This window comes from uncultured Granulicatella sp. (assembly GCF_963521425.1).
Lineage (GTDB): Bacteria > Bacillota > Bacilli > Lactobacillales > Aerococcaceae > Granulicatella.
The window spans coordinates 14600-35152 of record NZ_CAUQUN010000014.1; the positions used below are offsets into that span (position 1 = coordinate 14600).

Genomic DNA, 20553 nt, shown 5'->3' on the forward strand with positions numbered 1-20553 from the left:
ATTCCTACTTTCTATGAATGAAATAATTGTGTGAGAAGATGCAAATGTGGTTCAAAAGCAACTCCATATTGTAAATCTATTTCTTGAGTAATGGTTTCTTGAAGAGTAGCCTCAAGAAAGGTTGTGGCAAGTATTAAAGCTTTTTCTAAAGTATATCCTTGTAACATACAAGCACTTAGAATAGCTGAAACAATATCTCCGGTTCCAAAAAAATGATGCGGATAATGGGGAGTAAAAGCTGTCGCAAATTGTTCTGTTGCAGCATCATAGCTCAATAATCCGATAGAACCAACTTCGCTTTGAATACCCGTTAAGATGATTTTTTTAGCCCCTAAATCTGCTAACTTCCTAGCAAGAGCTTGATAAGCTGCTACTGGTTGAACTCCCTCTAAACACTCTGTTTGAGTCAATAACGCAGCTTCAGTCAGATTCGGAAGAATAACATCCGCCTTTGAACAAACACTTCTCATTTGTTGGACATATTCTTCTGTAAAGCCACTGTATAACTTTCCATGGTCGCCCATAATTGGGTCGACGATCAGTAGAGAATTTGGACTTTGAGTTGTATGATAATCTAATAAAACTTTCAATTGTTCCATTTGCCTACAATATCCAATAAACAGAGCATCTGTTTTTAAGTTTAATGCTTTCCATTGTTCTAAACTTTGGTTTGTAAAGTCTAGTAGTTCTTGGATAGCAATTTGCGCAAATCCTCCTGTATGAGAAGAAAGTAAAATGGTTGGTAAAAGTATCGTCTCAATCTGACAACAAGCCATAATTGGAATGGCAGGAGTCAGCGCTACTTTTCCGATGCCGGATAAATCATTGGCCAATATGATCCTTTTTTGTACCACAAAAGTACCTCCTATTTTTAGAAGTTGAACTCATTGTAATTCAGGATAGGATAAGGTACAATATTTTCCGAGAAGAATTGTACCGGTACAGATAAAGAGGTGTGTCATGTTTAAATATCAAGAAGTGAGTCTTCAAATTCGTCAACAAATCGAAGAAGGCATTTATAAAAAGGGAGATCGACTTCCTTCGATTCGTGAAATGATTCAACAGTATCATTGTAATAAAGATACGATTTTAAAAGCGTTACATCTCTTAAAGGAAGAAAGTTTAATTTATCCAGTTGAAAAGAGTGGGTATTATGTTTTAAAAAATCGAGTACCCGTTCGAAACACGACAAAAATTGGTTTGCCAAATCCGTTGCAATTTCCGATTGAAGATTTTAGAAAATGTTTGAATGAGTCAGTTATGGCAAGTTATGAAGGAACTAGTAGTCAGAAAGAATCCATCCGAGGAGACCGTGAATTAATTGAGGCAATGGTACCTTTATTAGAAAGTTACGGTGTATATGCAAAAGAAGGTCAATTATCCATTACAACGGGTACACAACAAGCTTTATATATTTTACTCCAACTGATTGGTACAGGTGGACTTTTGTTAGAACAGCCGACGTATAGTCGCATGAATCAATTAGTAAAGGAATTAGGAATTCCTTATCAAATCATTGAACGGGAACAAACAGAAGATACGATTTCGTTAGAAAAGTTAGAACAAATTTTTCAAAGTGGTACAATTCGTTATTTTTATACGATTTCTAGATTTCATAATCCACTGGGAATGAGTTATCCGGATAGCGTTAAAAAGAAAATGGTGGAATTAGCAGAAAAATACCAAGTCTATATCATTGAAGACGATTATATGGCGGATTACGAACGAGGAACGGCAACCCCTTTGCATTATTTTGATACAAATGAGAGAGTCATCTATGTAAAATCTTTTTCATCGATTTTATTTTCTGCATTTAAAATGGGAATAGTCGTGTTGCCAAATGCTTTAATAAAGGAATTTGAGAAGAGAAAGCAATTATTGGATTTTGACTCTAATTTACTCATGCAAAAAACATTAGCGCTATTTATCCAAAATGGCTTGTTCGAAAAACATCGACAAAAAATGGTGTCACACTATCATGAGAAATCCCAACAATTTAGACAATTATTAGAATTATCAGCGATAGAAAAAACAACTTTACACGGAACACAATTATTGTTAGAAAGAAGTCAATTATCACTTCTAAAAGAAAAGCTAGACTTAGAAATAACAATCGACACATTAGAAGATGCCTATATTGAAGAAATAATACCAGAAAATTTTTCATTAGATGTTTATGCATTATCGATGGAAGAGATGCAAGAGTTAATACACTTACTAGAAGAGAGAGGGGGGGAGTAGATGAATAAGGAAGAAATTTTAAAACATTATTATGGATATGATAGCTTCAGACCTGCTCAAGCAGAAATTATTGAAACGATTTTATCCAAAAGAGATGTCCTAGCAATTATGCCAACTTCTGCAGGAAAGTCGATTTGTTTCCAAGTTCCAGCCTTAATGTTAGAAGGAATCACAATTGTTGTATCTCCATTAATTTCCTTAATGTATGATCAAGTCACTTCCTTAAGAGAAATGGGAATCCAAGCAATTCTACTCAATAGTGCGATGACTTCCATTGAGTATTATCAAGCGATTGAGCAATTACAACGTGGTGAAGTGAAGTTGTTATATGTTGCTCCGGAGCGTTTTGAACAAGAAGGATTTCTAGAGATGATGCAAGGAATTCAGATTAGTATGGTTGCAGTTGACGAAGCGCACTGTATTTCTCAGTGGGGGCAAGATTTTAGACCAAGTTATCAAAATATCGATACATTTGTTTCACAACTTTCTACTCATCCTATCGTGGCAGCCTTTACCGCAACTGCTACTCCAAGAGTTCGCTTGGATATTAAGCAACAATTAAAATTACAACATCCTTTTGAAGTAGTAACGAGTTTTGACCGAGCGAACTTATATTTTGGAATGGAAGAACCAAGGGATAAAATGAGCCGTCTACTAGAGTTAATTAAGGAAAAAGAACCGACGATTGTATTTTGTAACACTCGGAAAGAAGTAGAAAAAGTCTGTGAGAAATTACAAAAGAAGGGGATTGCTGCGGGTTGGTATCATGCAGGATTAAGCCCTGAATCTAGAAGTAAAGTACAAGAAGATTTTATTTTCGATAAAATCGATGTCATTGTAGCAACAAATGCATTTGGAATGGGGATTGATAAGTCGAATGTGAGAAAAGTGATTCACTATAATATGCCTAAAGATATCGAAAGTTATTATCAAGAAGCAGGTCGTGCAGGTCGAGATGGAGAGCCTGCGGAATGTATTTTATTATATGGGGCAAAAGACATTATTATTAATAAATTTTTAGTGAAACAAAATGAAGATCAAGTCGGCATGGCAAAACTCAATGAGATGATTGATTATTGTCGAACAGTGAGATGTTTGCGAGGCTTTATGTTGGATTATTTTGGGCAAAAAGATATTCCAGAAGATTGTGGACATTGTACAAATTGCTTAAATAAAGTAGAGTTGAGCGATGTAACACCACAAGCACAAATGATTTTATCTTGTATTATTCGTATGAAAGAAAGCTATGGAATGAGTAAAGTGTCTGAAGTGTTACGAGGAAGTAAACGAGCTGAAATGAAGGCTCTACACTTTGACCAATTATCTACTTATGGCATTATGAAAGATTATTCGGATAAAGCCTTAAAAGAATTTATCTCTTCCTTAATTGCAGACCGCTATATCGAAGTGGAAGGATTACAATATCCAATTTTACAAGTGAGTGATTTAGGGAAGAAAGCATTGAAAAATCGTGAGAAAATTGAAGTGAAACCAATTGTTGCTCAAATTCTTCAAAAACCAGATGCGATTCAGCAACATAAAGTTCAAGATAATGCGCCGTTTGATGAAGTCTTGTATGACCGATTACGTTCAATTCGTATGGATTTAGCCTTTGCTCAAAATATTCCACCATTCTTAGTCTTCTCAGATAAAACTCTGAAAGAATTTTGTCGTCATTTACCAACAACGGATAGAGAATTTTTACAAATTAGTGGAGTTGGGGAGAAAAAACTAGAAACTTATGGAGAAGCCTTTATGAAGGTTATTCGAGAGTATCAATCATAAAGATTTTATATACTAAAATTTCTTAAATCATTTGCAATTTTAAAGCACCTTTGGTATAGTATCTTATAAATTCAACATCTCCATAAGGGAGTAACTTGCAACGAAAGTTGTGGTAATATCAACAACAAGTGAACCTGTTTCGCTGGTATTATCTTAATTAGTGAGACTTATGCTATTTTCAAGTCCTTGAAGTAGTATAAGTCTTTTTTTATGGGGATAAAAAATATAAAAGGAGTGTCGACTTTGACAAAACAAGCCGCATACACACAAACGGAAGAACAAGTTCTTTCTAGTGTACAATCTACTAAAGAAGGGTTAACTTCTGCTCAAGCAAAAGAACGTTTAGAAAAATACGGTCCGAATGCTTTACAAGCAGGTGAGAAGACTACTTTACTGCAAAAATTCATTAATCAGTTTAAAGACTTCATGATTATTGTCTTACTTGCAGCAGCTGTTATTTCATTTTTTGCCCATGAAGGAGCTCCAGATCCAACGGATGCCATTGTAATTTTAGCCGTTGTTATCTTAAATGCAATTGTAGGGGTAATCCAAGAATCAAAAGCAGAAGAAGCAATTGAAGCATTACAAAAAATGGCTTCTCCAGTTGCGACAGTTTTACGTGATGGTGAACATCTTCATGTAAAAGGAGAAGAAATTGTAGTTGGAGATATCGTTGTATTAGAAGCAGGGGATGTAGTTCCTGCCGATATGCGATTATTAGAAGTCAATACGATTAAAATCGAAGAAGCTGCCTTAACAGGGGAATCTGTTCCAGTAGAAAAAGATTTAATCATTCCTGAAGGGGAAGACGTTGGTATTGGTGACCGTTCAAATATGGCATTTGCGAGTACAAATGTAACTTACGGACGTGCATTAGGTGTTGTTACTGCAACAGGTATGGATACAGAAGTTGGTAAAATTGCCCATATGTTAGCGAACACTGAAGAAAGTAAAACTCCATTACAAGAAAACCAAGATGCTCTAGGAAAATGGTTAACGATTATGATTTTAGTCATTGCCGTTATTATTTTCGGAATTGGTTTAATTCGTGGATACGAATGGACTCATATGTTATTAACGGCCATTGCGATTGCAGTTGCAGCGATTCCAGAAGGTTTACCAGCTATTTCAACGATTATTTTAGCATTAGGAACTCAAAAAATGGCAAGCCGTCATGCATTAGTTCGTAAATTGCCAGCAGTTGAAACATTAGGTGGCGTAGAAGTTATCTGTTCAGATAAAACAGGTACTTTAACATTAAATCAAATGACTGTTGAAAAAATGGTGTTTAATAATGAAATTCATGATGCATACGAAGAAATGAACGAATCAATTTCTGCAATTCGTATGATGAATTTAGCAAATGATACTAAATTTTCTGAAGAAAAATTAATTGGGGATCCAACTGAAACAGCAATGGTTCAATTTGGATTAGATAAAGGGTATGATGTACGTGTTGATTTAGAAAAACATCCACGTGTAGCGGAAGTTCCATTTGATTCAACTCGTAAATTAATGTCAACGATTCATCAATTAGAAGATGGAAACTATTTAGTAGCGACAAAAGGTGCTCCGGATATGTTACTTGAAAAAGTAACTCATATTGAAGAACACGGACAAGTTCGCCCAATTACTCAAGAAGACCGTGATACATTAGCTCGCTTGAATAAAGAAATGGCGACTCAAGCTTTACGTGTATTAGCAATTGCTTATAAATACATTGACCAGGTTCCAGAAACAATGGATTCAGAATTTGTTGAGTTCGACTTTGTATTTGCAGGATTAGTCGGAATGATTGACCCTGAGAGAAAAGAAGCAGCTTTAGCGATTCAAGTTGCAAAAGAAGCAGGCATTCGTACAGTGATGATTACAGGTGATCACCGTGATACAGCTCAAGCGATTGCAAAACGTTTAGGAATTTTACGTCCTGACCAAGAAGATGGTGTCTTAACTGGTGCAGAATTAAATGAAATTTCTGATGAAGAATTAGCTCGTACGATTGAAGATTACTCAGTATACGCTCGTGTATCTCCAGAACATAAAGTTCGTATTGTAAAAGCATGGCAAGCGGATGGAAAAGTTGTTTCAATGACAGGTGATGGTGTCAATGATGCTCCATCTCTAAAACAAGCAGATATCGGTGTAGGAATGGGTATTACTGGTACTGAAGTATCTAAAGGTGCTAGTGATATGGTTCTTGCAGATGATAACTTTGAAACAATCGTTGTTGCAATAGAAGAAGGACGTAAAGTATTCTCGAATATTCAAAAAGCAGTTCAATATTTATTATCTGCAAACTTCGGGGAAGTAATGACTTTATTTATTGCCACAATGGCTGGTTGGTCGATTCTTGAACCAATTCATATTTTATGGATTAACTTAGTAACAGACGTATTCCCAGCGATTACTTTGGGGATGGAAGATGCAGAAGCAGATATTATGAAACATCCACCTCGTGGAAAGAGTTCTAACTTCTTATCAAATGGTGTATTACCAAGTATTTACTATCAAGGTTTCTTTGAAGGTGGAGTTACTTTATTCGTCTATTGGTATGCAACTCATGTAGCTGGTTGGGGAGTTCCAACTGGTGAAACAATGGCATTTGCATCTCTTGGTTTAATTCAGTTATTCCATGCATTTAATGTGAAATCTGTATATAAATCATTAGCAACGGTTGGGGCATTTAAAAATAAAATGTTCAATATTGCGATTGTTGTATCTGCTTTAATGTTATTATCTGTTTTAGTTGTTCCTGGTTTAACGACTGTGTTTAGTGTAACAGTGTTGACTTTAGAACAATGGTTAATTGTGTTAGCAGCGGCATTTTCAATTGTTCCATTCGTTGAAATTGCAAAAGCAATTATGAGAGGAATGGGCTTGGACCAAGACTAAAGAAACAAATTTATAATTAGACTTATCTATAGTTCTTAGGACGCAAGCAGCCTCGCGAGAGCGAGTCTCATTGCTAAATTTTGAGCCTAAGGTCTCAAAATTTCCTGTGATAGAATCGGCCTTTGCCGTTTCTATCACTTCAAGAACTATGGAAAGTCTATTTTTTATGGGGACATAAGAGTGGTTTGCGTTTAAGATGTTTTTTGACAATAGACTTATCTATAGTTGCTTAGGACGCCAGAAGTAACTATGGAAAGTCTATTTTTTTGTAAAATCTCTCACTTTTATAGGCTGTAAATGTTGATGCGATAGAAATATAGTTTTTAGCTTTAACAAATGGTAAAAATAAACAATGCTGAAATTGGACGGATTTCGTTGACCCGACTGTGATAATTCGGTATAGTACCATTTGTATCACGTGACATTTAGAAAAACAAAAGTGGGGAAATTAAATGAAATTAAGAAATTTATTTTTAACAGCAGTTGCTGCAGTGACATTAGCAGCTTGCGGAAATCAAACAAGTAAACAAGAAACAACAAAAGAAACAAAAACAGCTGAACATGTAAAAGTTGCCGTTGTAGGTAGTGCAGCTCATGAAATTTGGGATTTTGTTGCTGAAAAAGCTAAAAAAGAAAATATTGACTTAGAAGTTGTAGAAATGAACGATTATGTATTACCAAATACAGCCTTAGAAGAAGGATCTGTTCAATTAAATGCCTTCCAACATCGTGCTTATTTAGCACAATGGAACAAAGATAAAGGTTCAGATATTAAAGAAATCGGAACAACATTTATCGTGCCATTATATTACTTCTCAACAAAATATAAATCATTAAAAGATTTACCTGAAAATGCAAAAGTATTAGTACCAAAAGAAGTAGCGATTCAAGGTCGTGCTTTAGTAGCATTAGAAACAGAAGGATTAATTACATTAAAAGATGGAGTAGGAACAAAAGCCTCTCTAGCTGATATTACAAGCAATCCACGTAACTTAGAAATTATTGAAGCAGAATCAGCACAAGCACCTCGTATGTTACAAGATGTAGATGCAGCTTCAATCAATGGCTCAATGGCTCAAGATGCAGGATTAAAAGTTGAAGATTATATCTTCACAGATGCTGATCACTTAGATACAATTCCAAAAGATCGTTTCAATATCATTGCTGCAAATGCTAAAGATGCTGATAATCCAACATACAAAAAAATTGTTGAATTATTCCAAGCAGATGATGTAGCAAAGAAAATGAATGAAATTGGACCAGGACAATACTTCCCAGTGTGGAACGCAGAAAAATAGTCATCTCTCTCCAAACGAACAACTTTCACCTTTAAAGGTGTTAGTTGTTCGTTTTATTTTACATTTAAAAGGTTATGTTGCTGTAAAAAATAAAATATAATTTAAAAATCCGTACATTTATTTAAAGTTTGAATAAAAACATACGTATTTTTTATTGATTTTCTATCAATAATGAAGTATACTTACCTCGTTCTTAATAAAAAATAAAAAGGAGCTAGAAACTTCATGGAGAATTTCTTTAAATTAAAAGAAAATAACACAACTTTTGGGACGGAACTTTTAGCAGGGCTTACGACATTTTTTGCAATGTCTTATATTATCTTCGTAAACCCTAGTATTCTTAGTCAAACAGGAATGCCATTCCAAGCAGTCTTCTTATCCACAATTGTTGCAGCAGTAGTTAGTACATTAGTAATGGGGTTATTCGCCAATGTACCTTATGCATTAGCGCCAGGGATGGGATTGAATGCCTTCTTTACATTTACTGTCGTATTTGGATTAGGCTTTACTTGGCAAGAAGCATTAGCAATGGTATTTATTTGTGGATTATTAAATGTATTTATTACAGTAACAAAAATTCGTAAAATGATTATTCAAGCAATTCCAGTTAGTATGCAACATGCTATCGGTGGAGGGATTGGAGTGTTCGTTGCTTATATCGGTTTGAAAAATGCAAACTTATTAAGTTTCTTATCAGATGCGAAAACAATTACTACTATTAATAACCAACCGTATCAAGCAACTATAGAATCCTTTAAAGGTGGAGTATTCTCTGTTACTTCTAATGGTGGACTCGTTCCTTCATTAGTGAATTTTACTCAAAGTGATGCATTATTAGCGTTAATTGGTTTATTAATTACAGTTATTTTAGTCATTAGAAATGTTCGTGGAGCCATCTTAATTGGGATTGTCGTTACAACTTTACTTGCTATTCCAATGGGTGTCGTTGATTTATCAGCTGTGAATTGGTCTCAAAATTCATTAGGTTCTGCCTTCTCAGATTTACAAGTGACAATTTTTGCAGCATTTGGTCCAGAAGGAATGGGTAAATTATTCTCCAACCCTGCGAAATTACCGCTAGTATTAATGACAATTTTCGCATTTAGTTTATCGGATACATTTGATACATTAGGAACATTTATTGGAACAGGTCGTAAGACAGGAATCTTCTCTGAAGAAGATGAAAGAATGTTAGAAGAAGGTTCAGGCTTCTCTTCTAAAATGGATAAAGCTTTATTTGCTGATGCGATTGGAACTTCAATTGGGGCAATTTTCGGTACAAGTAATACAACAACTTATGTAGAAAGTGCAGCGGGTATCGGAGCAGGTGGTCGTACTGGATTAACAGCTGTAACAACAGCAGTATTATTAGCAGCTTCTGCATTATTAGCTCCATTTGTAGGAATCGTTCCTGCAGCAGCAACAGCACCTGCTTTAATTGTTGTAGGGGTTATGATGTTATCATCTTTTGCAGATGTTCAATGGGATCGTTTAGAAGAAGCAGTCCCAGCATTCTTTGCGGGAATATTTATGGCACTTTGCTACAGCATTTCATACGGAATTGCAGCAGGGTTCATCTTCTACTGCTTCATTAAAACATTAACCGGCAAATCTAAAGAAGTTCACCCAATTTTATGGGTAGCGACAGGATTGTTTATTTTGAACTTCATTATTTTAGCCATTCTATAGCTTTTCCCTTATATCTTTTCTCCCAAGAGGTAAAACGAAGTTACAATTTTAGTAACTTCGTTTTGCTTTTTAAAAGGAATTATTAAGGAAATAAAAAGAAATGGTTCGAATTTATTTAATTACAATCATTTTCTGAAAAGCTATGATATACTATTCTTAAGAAAGGAGTTAGAGTATGATTACATTAAAATCAAATCGTGAAATTGAAGCGATGAATGAATCAGGTGCTTTATTAGCCTCTATTCACGTTGCATTACGAGACTTTATTAAACCGGGAGTTACAACTTGGGAAATTGATCAATTTGTTCAAAAGAAAATTGAAGAAGCAGGTGGATCAGCTCCTCAAATTGGATATGAGGGATATAAATATGCTACTTGTACAAGTATTAATGACGAAATCTGTCATGGATTTCCTCGTCGTAAACCATTGAAATCAGGAGATTTAGTAAAAGTTGATTTCTGTGTAGACTTAAAAGGAGCTTTATCCGATTCTTGTTGGAGTTATATTGTTGGAGAAAGTACTCCAGAATTAGATCGTTTATACGAAGTGACGAAAAAAGCATTGTATTTAGGGATCCAACAAGCACAAGTGGGTAATCGTATTGGAGATATTGGTCATGCGATTCAAACTTATGTAGAAAATGAAGGATTCTCAGTTGTTCGTGAATTTATAGGACATGGAATTGGACCAACGATTCATGAAAGTCCATCCGTTCCTCACTATGGTGAGCCAGGAAAAGGTCTTCGCTTAAAAGAAGGAATGGTCATTACAATCGAACCAATGGTCAATACTGGAACTTGGAAATCAGAGATGGAAAGCAATGGTTGGACAGCACACACATTAGATGGTGGGTTAAGTTGCCAATTTGAACATACATTAGCGATTACAAAAGATGGTCCACGTATTTTAACATTACAACCAGATCATACAGAAGACGTATTATAAAAGTATAAGGAGGAATAGCAATGGCTATTTTAGTTGCAGGGGGAGCAGGTTATATCGGTTCTCATACAGTAGTAGAATTAGATAAAGCGGGGTATGAAGTTGTTATTTTAGATGATTTTTCTAATAGTTCACCTGAAGTATTAAGACGATTAACAACGATTACTGGAAAAGAATTTCCATTTTATGAAGGATCTATTTTAGATCACGACTTTTTAACAGAAGTGTTCTCAAAAGAAAAAATTGATTGTGTCATTCAGTTTGCAGGGTTCAAAGCAGTGGGTGAATCTGTAGTAAAACCATTAGAATATTATCATAATAATATTACTGGTACATTAGTGTTATTAGATGTCATGAGAAACTTCGGAGTGAAAAATATTGTTTTCAGTTCAAGCGCAACGGTTTATGGAATGAATAATACAGTACCATTTAAAGAAGGAATGCCAACAAGTGCGACAAATCCTTATGGGTATACAAAAGTAATGTTAGAACAAATTTTAAATGATGTTGCTTTTGCTGACAAAGAATGGTCTGTAACAAACTTACGTTATTTCAATCCAATTGGGGCTCATGAAAGTGGCTTGATTGGAGAAAATCCAAATGGAGTTCCAAATAACTTAATGCCATATATTACACAAGTAGCAGTTGGTAAATTACCACAGTTAAGTGTGTTTGGGGATGACTATGATACACATGATGGAACAGGGGTTCGAGACTATATTCACGTAGTGGATTTAGCAAGAGGACATGTTCTTGCAGTGAAAGATAATATTGGAAATCCAGGTGCAAAAGTTTATAACTTAGGAACTGGAATTGGCTACAGTGTATTAGACTTAGTTCATACATTTATTAAGGAAAATAATGTGGATATTCCATATAAAATTTGTCCACGTCGTCCTGGAGATATTGCAACTTGTTATGCAGATGCAAGTCGAGCAAAAGAAGTTCTAGGTTGGGTTGCTGAAAAAGACTTAAACGACATGGTTCGTGATTCTTGGAATTGGCAAAAAAATAATCCTCAAGGATATTAAAAATTAAAATAAAATGAAGAGAGAAATCCTGTTAGCAGATATGATGCTAGCAGGATTTTTTAATAGTGAAAATTGTAATATACATGTAATATAAATAAACTTAATTATGCTAAAAAAGTAGAGTATAATTATATCGTATAACATAAAATTCAGAATAAAGATAATAATGGAGAAAAATATGGGAAATAAAGGCGTTCAGAAAAAATATTCATTACGAAAATTTAAAGGAATTGGTTTGGCAAGTGCAGTGATTGGTTTATTTTTTGCGAATACTGCGGTATATGCTGAAGTCACTTCTGATGGAAAAGATGAAACAACAATTGTAAAAGAATTTGCTAAAGTATCCTCTAGTGCTAAAACAACCTTTACGGATGATAAGGATTCTACTAAAAAAGTAACGGTAGATGCAGTTGCGGATATTAGATATAAACAACCGACAAAAGCAAATTATAATACAGGTGATTTAGATGGAACAGATTCTTTAAAATATCATTCAGAAGCAACTGTTAATTATTTATTAGAATCAGACAACTCGAAACTACAAGATTCAAAAACTGTAGAAGGGGAGAAAACTACAGTCAAAACTCCATATGATAAAAAAGGAATTGCTTATGATACAGACGGAAAAGACTACCGTCAATCAACTGTAGAAAAAACAGGAAAAGCTGTTACAGAAGATACTGGTAAAGTTGAGAATATTAAAGCTAATGATAAAGAATATACATTAGTTCGTTCAGAAGTTGTTGGTAAAGATAAAGCAACTTCTGAAAAAACGAAATTTAACGATATTGAAGCTCCAGTTTCTCCAGAAGGAATGCATAACAATCTAGGGGAAATTAATTATGGAAAAATGACTGGGAAAGTTTATTTAGTAGAAGAAACTTCAGAGGGACATTATGGAAAATTTGTAGAAGCAACAAATATTAAGAGTGATGAAGATGCCGTAAATGCTTGGAAAAATGGGCAAGCAACAGCTAAAGATTTCACGAAAGAAAATGTAACTCTTAAAGAAGGCGATACAGTTCTTGTAATGGATCGAGATACATATGCTCATGGAAGTGGGACAAGAACTGTTAATACAGTAGAGTATAGACGAGAAAAAATCCCTGCAAAACCTGAATATAATTTTACTGAAGGCTATGCAAAAACAGAAGGAATTCCTGGATCACCAACGTATGCCTTTTGGAATCAGGAAATTACAGGAGAATTTCCAACAATTGGTGATGATTATAGATTTGGGACACCGGATGATGAAAAAGTAAATTTCAATAATGAAACTGTCTTATACTATAATAATATTACTAAAAATTTTCCTCCTGGAATAACAGGCTCAAATAAATATAATTTTAAAAATGAATCTTTACAAGAAATTCTAGAAGAGATGCATGCTCAAGTAACTGGAATATTAGATTACTTTGAGCGTAATGTGCACAATGAAGCGGATAAAAAAGAGGTTCTATCGAGAAGAGAAGAGTTGAAACAAAATATTGCTAAGACTATTGAAATGATTAAGCAAAATCAAATTAAAGTTGTAGTTGAATCTGAAAGAGGGTTAATGTTCTATCAAGCAAATCAAGAAATTTTGAAACAATTACGAACTCAAATTGAAGAAGCACAAAGTGTGTTAAGTGATTTAAACATCTCATTAGGAACATCAAAAGAAACTTTAAAAGAGTATAAGCAATTAAAAGATGTAGAGTTAACGACAAAAGGAGTTCTAAAATACTCTAGAATATACGGCTTTGAATCAGGTGTGATTAAATCTTATCATAAAGATAAAGAAGCAGAACATTACTCGGATTGGAAGAAAGTGAATCCTGAAGTTGAAACAAGAGAGGATTCTGTATATGCCAATAAAGGAAGTGTAACTATTTCTGATGATTTAAGTAAGATTAAAGTTGTTCATACAGATTCAAATACAACAGAAACAGAGTTAACAAGACAAGAGGTAAGTACAAAAGAAGAAACGGATTATGTAGTTAAAGAAATAATGACGCCTATTCGTGCTTACAAAGTGATGTCAGAAGGTAATGTTGTTGTTAACCATTATTATAAAGAAGTGACTAAAATATTTGAAATTCCAAAAGATGCTCCAATATTAGAAGTGCCAGAATTCAAAGGGGGAGTAGCTTCAGAAAATCCTCCAGTATTGGAAGTCCCTGAGTTTAAAAGTGGAGTAAATGGCGAGGTAGATGAACCGTTAAATTTACCGCAATTAATTATCACTAAATGGGTAGATGAAGATGGAAATAACTTGAAACCAGCAGATGCCAAAAATCCTTCTGTAGAAGGTAAAGCAAATGATGCGTTTGAACCAGGTACCATTGAAGGGTATGAATTTGTTAGAACAGTTCCACTAAATGCTGATGGTATAGTTACTCATATGTTTAGGAAAAAACAAACATATAAGCCTGAAGAAACGAAACCGAATGATACAACTCCTTCAAATGAAGAAAGGGACAATCAAACTTCAATTCCTGAAAATAAAGTAGAAAAATTACCTCAAACAGGTACAGGTAATGAATTCGCAATTTTCGGAGCTGCTGCAAGTTCAATTCTTGCTGGACTGGGATTAGCGATACCAGGTAAGCAAAGAAAAAAATAAAATAAATAGGAGTAAACCTTTGGGATTTACTCCTATTTTTGTATAAAAAACAGATTATAATATATAAATTTTGTAACATTAATTTAATATTTTCTTAGAGTTGTTAGTGATATAATTATCATGGAAATACTATAACTATAGTTTTTTAAAATTGGTTGAATAAAGAGGGAAAAACAATGGGCAATAGAGATATACAAAGAAAATATTCCTTGAGAAAATTCAAGGGAGTTGGATTAGCAAGTGCAGTGATTGGACTATTCTTTGCGAATGGGGCTGTTGAAGCTGCAGTAACGTCTAATGGTACGAATGAACCCACAGTAGTAAGTGATACATCTAAAGTTGAATCTGCAAAGGCTACGACTTTTACAGATGATAAAGATGCATCTAAAACTTTCAAAGTTGATGCAGTTTTAGATGGAGGAGTAACTGAGCCAACAAAAGCTAACATTAATACTGGTGATGCTGATGGTAATGATACAGTAAACTTCAAATCAGGAGCAACGGTTAATTATAAATTGGATTCTGACAAATCATTACTAAAAACAGAAACAGTAGAAGCGGGAACAGGTACAGTAACAACACCTTACGATAAAAAAGGTCTTGCAGCTGATACAGATGGGAAAGACTACCGTGAATCAACAGTTGCTAAAACTGGAGATTCTGTTACTGAAACTACTGGTAAAAAAGATACTGTAGAAGCGAATAATAAAGTCTATAAATACGTACGTTCTGAAGTTGAAGGTACTGATAAACCAACTTATAGTAAAACAAGTTTCAATAATATAGAAGCAGCAGTATCTCCAGAAGGAATGCATAATAAATTAGGGGAAATCGACTATACAAAAACTACAGGTAAAGTCTATCTAGTTGAAGAAACGGCTGATGGTCAATACGGTAAATTCGTAGAGGCTAATGGAGTAACTAGTGATGAAGATGCAGTAACAAAATGGAAAGCTGGAGAAGCTACTGCTAAAGAATTTACTAAAGAAAATGTGACTCTACAAGAAGGGGACACAGTACTTGTTCTTGATAAAGATACGTATGCAGTTACAAATACTGTAGAAAGAAAAAGTAAAAAAACAGGTACGAATGTCACTTATGTTGCCGTAAAAGAAAATATTTATGACGGAACTTCTACTGATTTTTATGGTTTGACCTATGCAATTCTTAGAGAGAATTATACAGCTATTAAAGATATAGGGGATGATAACGTCTTTGGTACTGCTGATGATAATGAAAGAAATGCAACTTCGAATGGTACGCAAACAAGAAAATCAATGGATGTTTTCGATGTGTCAGGAAGAGAGGATAAATATTCTAAATATCTTCAAAAAACACCAGATTTAAACACGTCAAATGCTTCAGTGAAAGATATATTGAAGGACGTTTTTGCAACTGGATATAGAGTTGTTGATTTCTTTACTAGTAATGCGGAAAAACCTACGGATATCGAAGCGATTAATACAGTTAAAACCAATTTAGATAACAAAGTAGATGAACTCGTTAATTATATGAAAGAGAATAATATTCGAGTTGGACTATCTAATGGTAAAGTTGGTTTTTATGTAAATGATACTTCTGCTGATAATGATTCATCTAAATTAGATCAATTTGAAAACAAAGTTAGAGATGTAAGTACGGTTTTAGATGCTTTACCTATCATTGAAAAGGTAAAAACTTCTGGTGTTGCTTCAAAAGAAGAAGGTCGAAAATACGGAGCAGTTGATGCTGATCTGTTTCCTGTTTCTAAAGATGTTATTGAAACTTATGAATTTACAACCGTAGGTGGTTTAGTAGTAACAACAAATACTAAGTATGATAGAGATAATGGATCTGATATAATTTGGAATAAATACCCGGTAAATACAGAAGAAAAAATTAATATTTCGAATGTGACAACTAATGGAACATGGGGTGTTACAGTATCAGATGATAAATCACAAGCTACGTTGACTAAATCTGGACGTGAAGTAAAAGAATGGGAACCTTCGGATGAAACAACAACGGATACTGTTACAGTTGCTAAAAAAGAAATCATCACACCAATCCGTGCTTACAAAGTAATGGGTGAAGAAAAACCAGTTGTAACTCATTACTACAACTTAAAAATCACAAAAGAAGAAGCGGGAGAAGTAACAGCTACTAAACAAGGTAGCGTCGTTATCAAGTACGTCACAACTGATGGAAAACAATTAAAATCAGAAACTGATAAAGATAATGTAACGCTTGAAACTAAAACTATCGTAAGTTTATATTCAGGTGAAACAAAAGTTAATGAACGTACTGATGTTAAAACGGTAGAACAAAACTACGATACAACTCCAAAACAATACCCAACATTAGTAGATGCCGATACTGGATTTACATACGAGTATGTAGGTCTAAAACAAGGTTCGCCAGCTGCAAGTGGTAAAGTAGTAGAGGGAACAACAGAAGTTGTCTACGAATACCGTCTAGTAAGTGAAGAAGAGAAAACTCCGTCTAAATCAGTTGCGACTAAGACAGGTTCTGTTGATGTGAAACACGTTGTGATCAACGAAGATGGAACGTTAAAAACCTTAAAAGAAACAGAAGTAGTGAAAGATAAAGTACCAGTTGAGTATGAAGATACTTATGTAACTTACTCAAAAGGTGTAAAAGTATCTGAACGTAAAGAGAAACGCACAGTTACTGAAAAATACGATACTACTGATAAACAATACCCAACGCTAAAAGATGAAACTACAGGATTAGTTTATAAATATGTAGCACCAACATCTGATTCAGCTCCAGCATCAGGGAATGTAACTGAAGGTGAAAAACACGTTATTTATAGTTATACTTTAGATAAACAAGAAGAAAAAACACCATCTAAAACAGTTGAGACTAAAGGTTCTGTAGTTGTTAAGTATGTTGACGCTGATGGTAATGAAATCAAAGATGCAGAAATTGTAGTAACAGATGCAGTTGTGAAAACAACGAAAACATATGCTACTAAATCAGGTGATGTTGTTCTGTCGAATCGTGATGAAGTAACAGAAAATGATGTAAACTATAATGTTGCTGAGAAGAAAGTTGATACAATTACTAAAGATGGCAAGAAATATGTCTTCCGTGGAGTGTATGAAGTTTCTGATAAATTCAACAACGTACTAGAAGAAACAGGTAAGGTAAAAGAAGGAACTACAACAGTTGTATACCAATACGATTACGTTATTCCAGTAGATCCGACTAAACCGAATGATAATACTCCGAATAATCCAAAACCAGAAGATGGAACACCGAATGATCCAAATAAACCAAATAATAATACTCCTACTCCTCCGAAACCAGAAGATAAAATCCCTAACGACCCACAAAATCGTTCGTACAAAGATTTAGGTGTATTAAAAGAAGTGAAACGTAATATCACTTATGTTTATGAAAATGGACCAAAAGCGGGACAGGAAGCAAGTGCACCAGTTGAACAAAAAGCACGCTTTACAAGAACTGCAGAAATTAACAGCAGAACTGGTGAAGTGGTATACACAAGTGAGTGGACTAAAGAACAAAAACTTGCCGAAGTTGTGTCACCAGAAATCAAAGACTACACTGTAGACAAAGCTAAGGTAGAGGAGTTAGCAGTAACACATGAATCAAAAGATTCAACGGTTGTTGTTAAGTATTCTGTAGCCTCATCAACAAAACGTGATTACGCAAAAGACAAAAAAGGAACAGTTATCGTTAAATTCGTCGATATTAATGAAAACTTCCTTGCGGATAATGTAGTCGCTAAGAACAACGTTATTGTAGCTGAAGCGACAACTACAGTTTCTGGTGATAAAGAAGAAACGACTTACAAAGAGACTGGTGAAGAATATGCAGTGACACCACCAGAAACGATTGAAGTGGATGGAGTAACATATCGATTAAAACGTGTTCTTCCAGCTGGTGATAAGTTCAAAAATACTGTGGAAGAAAAAGGACTAGTTAAAGAAGGGATAACAACTATTGTTTATCAATATGTAATGCAAATGGATGCTCCAAAAGTTGAAGTGCCAGAATTTGATGGTGGAGTAGTTCCGTTAGATCCTCCAGTTGTGGATAAACCAGAATTAAAGATTCCTGAAGAACCAAAACAAAATGATACAACTCCTTCAAATGGAGGAAATGAACAACAAACTTCAGTTCCTAAAAATAAAGTAGAAGAATTACCTCAAACAGGTACCGGTAATGAATTCGCAATCTTCGGAGCTGCAGCAAGTTCAATTCTTGCAGGTTTAGGATTAGTAATCCCAAAGAAAAAAGAAAATGAGTAGATTGAAATAATTCTTTAAAAAAGATTTTTTATCAACTACTAAAAGCCAAAAGGAACGGTTTAAAGGCCGAACCTTTTGGCTTTTATTCTAAACATTAAGTAAATAAAAGCATTCAAAAAGTCCTTATGGTATAATAGGGATATTGATTAATGGAAGATAATAAGGATTTGGAATCGCTATAAAGAAGAAAGTAGGAAATAAAATGAATTTAATTTTTTGTACATCACCTTTTCAAGTGCTAGTTGCTAGAGAAGTAGCACGTCATACAAATTTAGAATTTTATGGCATGTATTTAATGATGTCGAAAGATTCAAGACAACAGATTTATGCAGAAAAGATGATGGAGTTCTGTAAAGAAGTTTGTATTTTAAAAGAAGAAACATTGAAAGAATCTTTACAACAATTTCTTTCAGATAAAGTGATTACTTCTTTGTATCTGGCTAGTTTAGATAATCCAATAGCGTATAGTTTCTTTAATCCTAATCAGATGCAATTATTTACTTTTGATGATGGTAGTACATCCATTATTGTTCCAAATATGTATACACAAAATCTTAATAGGGTAGTTTCTCCATTAGGGTTAACGTTAGGGCAAATGATGTTACTTTCGCAAAAACATTTTACCGTGTTTAATCAAACAAAGTTATTTGAAGAAGAAAGACAAGTGCGTTTATTTCTAAATACAAAGCCTGAAGGCTTTAAACGGGCAAAGAATGGGAAAGTGATTCGAGTGTTTTTAGGTCAAGCGTTAGGATCAGTTTATGATGAAGAAGATATTTTATTGACAAAACAATTAACACAAAAAGCGATACTAGATTGTAAGGCAGATATCTATTATCCTCACCCACGTGCGGTAGTGGAAGTAGAAGGGATAAAAATAGCTACTCCTACAAGTTGTTTTGAAGAGGAAATCTATTCCTTATTAGCAGATTATGAATTTGTAGAAGTATATGGCTTCTATTCAACAGCCTTTTTATTCGTTAAAGCGATTGAAGGAGTTAAGGTTCAGGCTTATCGTACATTTTTGAGTAGTTATGAGTCAGATATTTTATTGGAATATGGAATCGAGTATCGTAATCTTTCTCTATCGGATACTTGTGTGGATATTGTCATGCCTGTTTATAATGGAGAGAAGACCATTGATGAATCGATTCAGTCGATTTTAAACCAAACACATCAAGAGTTTCGATTGTGGATTGTTGATGATGGTTCAACAGATCAAACTCAAGAAGTTTGTCAGAAGTATTTAATTGATAATCGTATTCATTATGAAAAATTAATACATCAAGGAATTTCTAGTACGCTAATTTCTGGAGTAACTATGACTCAAGGAGAGTATATAGCAAGACAAGATGCTGATGATGTATGGATGCCGTGGCATTTGGAAATGGTATTACATCAATTAGAATCAAATCCTTTATTAGATATTGTAGGCTCAAGAGTAACTGCAGAGGAAGATGAAAAAAATAGGAAGTTGAAAAGAAATAAACAAAATCATTTATTTGGAGAAAAGTTATGGTTCCAATTAGCGTATCAAAATGTATTTAATCACTCAACAGTTATCTTTAGAAAGTCAGCTTACGAGGAAGCTGGTGGTTATCATGAAGGATATGATGGGTTTGAAGATTGGCATTTATGGGCAAGAATGGTGACAAAGGAAAATGCTTTTGTACTAAATAATTTGACGGCGTATTATCGACTTTCTGATAGGCATGATAAATGGATGGCTTTTCGTACTCGTTTAGCTAAAACACGAGGGTTAACTCTCGAAGAAGTTTTAGAAGGAGAATAA

Annotated in this window: 11 protein-coding genes; 10 read left to right on the forward strand and 1 reads right to left on the reverse strand. The window is 34.2% G+C overall.

Features of this window, described 5'->3' with window-relative positions; translation table 11 throughout:
* Positions 1-11: 11 nt before the first annotated feature.
* Positions 12-854, reverse strand: coding sequence for a pyridoxamine kinase (locus RWO76_RS04970; protein WP_314354570.1), 843 nt, complete (start codon positions 852-854; stop codon positions 12-14).
* A gap of 106 nt (positions 855-960) precedes the next feature.
* Here RWO76_RS04970 and RWO76_RS04975 point away from each other — a divergent pair, with 106 nt between their 5' ends.
* From RWO76_RS04975 to RWO76_RS05020, 10 genes are all read left to right on the forward strand, one after another.
* The gene (locus RWO76_RS04975) at positions 961-2241 is read left to right on the forward strand and encodes a PLP-dependent aminotransferase family protein (protein ID WP_314354571.1); all 1281 of its coding nucleotides are present in this window, start codon (positions 961-963) and stop codon (positions 2239-2241) included.
* On the forward strand, positions 2242-4026 hold the full coding sequence (gene recQ, locus RWO76_RS04980; protein ID WP_314354572.1) for a DNA helicase RecQ: 1785 nt from the start codon (positions 2242-2244) through the stop codon (positions 4024-4026). It abuts the gene before it with no gap.
* 210 nt (positions 4027-4236) lie between these two features.
* Positions 4237-6918 carry a cation-translocating P-type ATPase gene (locus tag RWO76_RS04985; protein WP_314354573.1) on the forward strand — a complete coding sequence of 894 codons (2682 nt, stop codon included), beginning with the start codon at positions 4237-4239 and terminating at the stop codon, positions 6916-6918.
* Between the two features lie 452 nt (positions 6919-7370).
* Positions 7371-8216, forward strand: coding sequence for a MetQ/NlpA family ABC transporter substrate-binding protein (locus tag RWO76_RS04990; RefSeq protein WP_314354574.1), 846 nt, complete (start codon positions 7371-7373; stop codon positions 8214-8216).
* Positions 8217-8441: 225 nt separating this feature from the next.
* Positions 8442-9905, forward strand: coding sequence for an NCS2 family permease (locus RWO76_RS04995; protein ID WP_314354575.1), 1464 nt, complete (start codon positions 8442-8444; stop codon positions 9903-9905).
* A 175-nt stretch (positions 9906-10080) separates the two neighbouring features.
* The gene (map, locus tag RWO76_RS05000; protein ID WP_314354576.1) at positions 10081-10851 is read left to right on the forward strand and encodes a type I methionyl aminopeptidase; all 771 of its coding nucleotides are present in this window, start codon (positions 10081-10083) and stop codon (positions 10849-10851) included.
* A gap of 20 nt (positions 10852-10871) precedes the next feature.
* The gene (gene galE, locus RWO76_RS05005) at positions 10872-11879 is read left to right on the forward strand and encodes a UDP-glucose 4-epimerase GalE (protein WP_314354577.1); all 1008 of its coding nucleotides are present in this window, start codon (positions 10872-10874) and stop codon (positions 11877-11879) included.
* A 178-nt stretch (positions 11880-12057) separates the two neighbouring features.
* Entirely contained in the window at positions 12058-14484 is a 2427-nt protein-coding gene (locus RWO76_RS05010) for an SIALI-17 repeat-containing surface protein (RefSeq protein ID WP_314354578.1), read from the forward strand.
* 176 nt (positions 14485-14660) lie between these two features.
* Positions 14661-18761 (forward strand): SIALI-17 repeat-containing surface protein, encoded by a 4101-nt coding sequence (locus RWO76_RS05015; RefSeq protein WP_314354579.1) that lies wholly within the window; start codon positions 14661-14663, stop codon positions 18759-18761.
* A gap of 202 nt (positions 18762-18963) precedes the next feature.
* A complete protein-coding gene (locus RWO76_RS05020; protein WP_314354580.1) occupies positions 18964-20553 on the forward strand; it encodes a glycosyltransferase family 52 in 1590 nt (529 codons plus the stop codon).

Coding starts and splice junctions, on each gene's coding strand:
- RWO76_RS04975 (WP_314354571.1), top strand. CDS start 961: ATGTTTAAATATCAAGAAGTGAGTCTTCAAATTCGTCAACAAATCGAA.
- recQ (WP_314354572.1), top strand. CDS start 2,242: ATGAATAAGGAAGAAATTTTAAAACATTATTATGGATATGATAGCTTC.
- RWO76_RS04985 (WP_314354573.1), top strand. CDS start 4,237: ATGGGGATAAAAAATATAAAAGGAGTGTCGACTTTGACAAAACAAGCC.
- RWO76_RS04990 (WP_314354574.1), top strand. CDS start 7,371: ATGAAATTAAGAAATTTATTTTTAACAGCAGTTGCTGCAGTGACATTA.
- RWO76_RS04995 (WP_314354575.1), top strand. CDS start 8,442: ATGGAGAATTTCTTTAAATTAAAAGAAAATAACACAACTTTTGGGACG.
- map (WP_314354576.1), top strand. CDS start 10,081: ATGATTACATTAAAATCAAATCGTGAAATTGAAGCGATGAATGAATCA.
- galE (WP_314354577.1), top strand. CDS start 10,872: ATGGCTATTTTAGTTGCAGGGGGAGCAGGTTATATCGGTTCTCATACA.
- RWO76_RS05010 (WP_314354578.1), top strand. CDS start 12,058: ATGGGAAATAAAGGCGTTCAGAAAAAATATTCATTACGAAAATTTAAA.
- RWO76_RS05015 (WP_314354579.1), top strand. CDS start 14,661: ATGGGCAATAGAGATATACAAAGAAAATATTCCTTGAGAAAATTCAAG.
- RWO76_RS05020 (WP_314354580.1), top strand. CDS start 18,964: ATGAATTTAATTTTTTGTACATCACCTTTTCAAGTGCTAGTTGCTAGA.